General features: G+C 31.9%; 4 protein-coding genes and 1 pseudogene. All 5 read left to right on the top strand.

The genetic code is table 11. From position 1 onward, the window contains the following. Positions 1 to 220, top strand: a 220-nt coding sequence (locus IGK14_RS17440; RefSeq protein ID WP_438712836.1) for a hypothetical protein, incomplete at its 5' end; no start/stop codon positions are given. 158 nt (positions 221 to 378) lie between these two features. Further along, positions 379 to 594, top strand: a complete 216-nt coding sequence (locus IGK14_RS17435; protein WP_438712834.1) for a hypothetical protein — start codon at positions 379 to 381, stop codon at positions 592 to 594. A 171-nt stretch (positions 595 to 765) separates the two neighbouring features. After that, positions 766 to 984 (top strand): hypothetical protein, encoded by a 219-nt coding sequence (locus IGK14_RS17430; RefSeq protein ID WP_438712833.1) that lies wholly within the window; start codon positions 766 to 768, stop codon positions 982 to 984. A 141-nt stretch (positions 985 to 1,125) separates the two neighbouring features. Further along, positions 1,126 to 1,446: a hypothetical protein gene (locus IGK14_RS17425; protein ID WP_438712831.1), complete on the top strand. Its 321-nt coding sequence runs from the start codon at positions 1,126 to 1,128 to the stop codon at positions 1,444 to 1,446. A 71-nt stretch (positions 1,447 to 1,517) separates the two neighbouring features. Beyond that, a pseudogene (locus IGK14_RS17420) lies at positions 1,518 to 2,230 on the top strand (hypothetical protein); the annotation flags it as partial.

Below are 2,230 nucleotides of genomic sequence, written 5' to 3'. Positions count from 1 at the left end.
TTATGATTTTTCTAAAATTAAAGGTTTAGAAAAGGCTACTATGGTTGGGCTTTTGGAACGGCCTGAGATATTTAATGAACTTTCCAAGAATACTAAATCAAAATATAAAAAGATGTTTCGTGAATTAGAAGGTAAAGATTTATCTGTTGATTTTAAACAAGCTTTACAAAAAAAAGAACCCTTAATTTTGGCTGAATTAAAGGGCTGGATGGTTATATAGTTTTAACGGCTATGTAAATATTATATCAAGGTCTATATGTAACCGCAATAAGGATGTCTGGATGACGTCTCTGTTGCGGTTTTTTTATTATAAAATTGTAGGCATAGATCTATTAATGTGTTAATATGTTTCTAACAGGTGTAAAAGGAGGTAAAAAAATGGCTAAATTAACATATAGTACTAGTGATTCTATTATAGACTATATTACTAAATCTGCTGAAAGCATGGGACTTTCTAAAAGTGCGTTTATTACTCTTTGTATTAATCAGCAAAAACAAACTCAAGAATCTATTGCTATGACTGCTCAATTTAATGAAATGTATCGTTCGGAAAAGCTAGCTAATAATAAAGATAAAGATATGATGGGAGATTAGTTGCTTTTGGGTTTTTAGGGCTTGCCCTGAATGCCCGTGCGGACGGGCACCTTTAAAACCTATGTTTTGGATTAGTCTGGTTAAAAAAACTATTGTATGAATCTTGTGTTAGTGGATGCCAATCAGCCTGTTTGATAATCTTTTGAATTTGATTTTAAAGGAGGGATATTGATGAATGAGATATTATTGTTAGAGGCTCAAATTTTAGTTGTTAGCGATTTGATGGGTAATTGGGAGTATGATTCTGTAAGTGATTTTAAAACGCATTTAGAACGATTGTGGAATGATTTAGAAGATGTTAAGACTACTCTCTTGAAAACTGAATTAAAAAAAGAAATGACCTGCCTTTTTGAAAGCAAGTCAAATCAAACTCAATTTATTTTATCATAATATGTTTTAAAATTCTTTGTTTGTATGAATGTTATATAGGTGGAATTGCATTTAAATTTGGTTCACGTTTACGTGGATCCAAATTTAAATGCAATCTTCACTATATTGTTCATTAAAAAAATGTTGAAAGGATGCTGGTATATGGAATTATGTATTGAATTTGATTCTGTTAAAAATGATTCATGGGTTTCTGGAGATTCCCCATTTCTAGAGATGATATGTACTTTGGATGTTATGATGGTTGATGATGGAAAAATTGTAAAAATAAGAAGTAGTGTCTTTAAAGAGATGGATTCGCCTGTTCGATATGCTGTTATGATTGATCAAATATTAACGGAGAAACTGCAGTTGCTTAATATTAAGCTTGAGGATGATTTGGTTGTTGATATTGTCAATTCGTTAGTTGATGGGTATTCAGATGGACAGGGTGTTGCAATTGATTTGGCTAAATATACTGTTTGATACCAACCGCTTATCTATTAGTCGGTTGGATTCCCAAAATATGGGAATTGTTTGAAATTGGAGGTGGATTTGTGGATGTATTTGAAGTTAAGTTAGATAAGATGACTTTGGTTGCTGACGTGAAAGAATCTTACTTTATACAACGGTTTATTGATACTGGTATGTTAGAAGTTTATGATTATGGCGTAGATATTGTGCAAGGAACTTTGTTTCCTAAAATGTTATATAAAGAATCTGCTTATTTTACTTATGACCAGCGAAATGCAGATACTATGAGAAAGAGAAACTTTCGACTTGAATTTAATCCTGCGAAAATTACTGATCAGCAAAAAGACTTCATTCGAAAAGAAATCTTGGTGCATTGTGCCAAAGATTCTATTGCATTTTCGCGATTGGATATTGCTTTGGATTGTAATGAAGATATAAGTGGTTATGCATTAGAAACGCTTCGTTCTAAATCTGCTGCTGTTTTTTATGGTATTAATGGCGGGATTACTGGTAAGTATCTTGGGCAACGTGAAAGTCATGTTTTTACACGGTTATACGATAAAAAATTAAAAGAGTTAAAAGATAAGAAAAGAGAATTACGTTCTTTGGAAATTTCCGGTGAGAGCTCTTCAATGTATTCTGAAGAACAAAAGTCTAAATTGATAGACGAGATATCTTTGATTGAAAACATGGACTCCTGGTGGCGTTTAGAGTTTGAACTAAAAGGTTCTAAAAAAATAGAAGAAATGCTTATCAATGGTTTTTCGGTTTTGCTCGATTCTATTAGAATTATTGA

Origin of the sequence: Enterococcus sp. DIV0970a (genome assembly GCF_051711265.1) — a bacterium.
GTDB classification, from domain to species: Bacteria; Bacillota; Bacilli; order Lactobacillales; family Enterococcaceae; genus Enterococcus_D; species Enterococcus_D casseliflavus.
This window is presented reverse-complemented; position numbering and strand designations above follow the sequence as displayed.

Coding starts and splice junctions, on each gene's coding strand:
- IGK14_RS17435 (WP_438712834.1), top strand. CDS start 379: ATGGCTAAATTAACATATAGTACTAGTGATTCTATTATAGACTATATT.
- IGK14_RS17430 (WP_438712833.1), top strand. CDS start 766: ATGAATGAGATATTATTGTTAGAGGCTCAAATTTTAGTTGTTAGCGAT.
- IGK14_RS17425 (WP_438712831.1), top strand. CDS start 1,126: ATGGAATTATGTATTGAATTTGATTCTGTTAAAAATGATTCATGGGTT.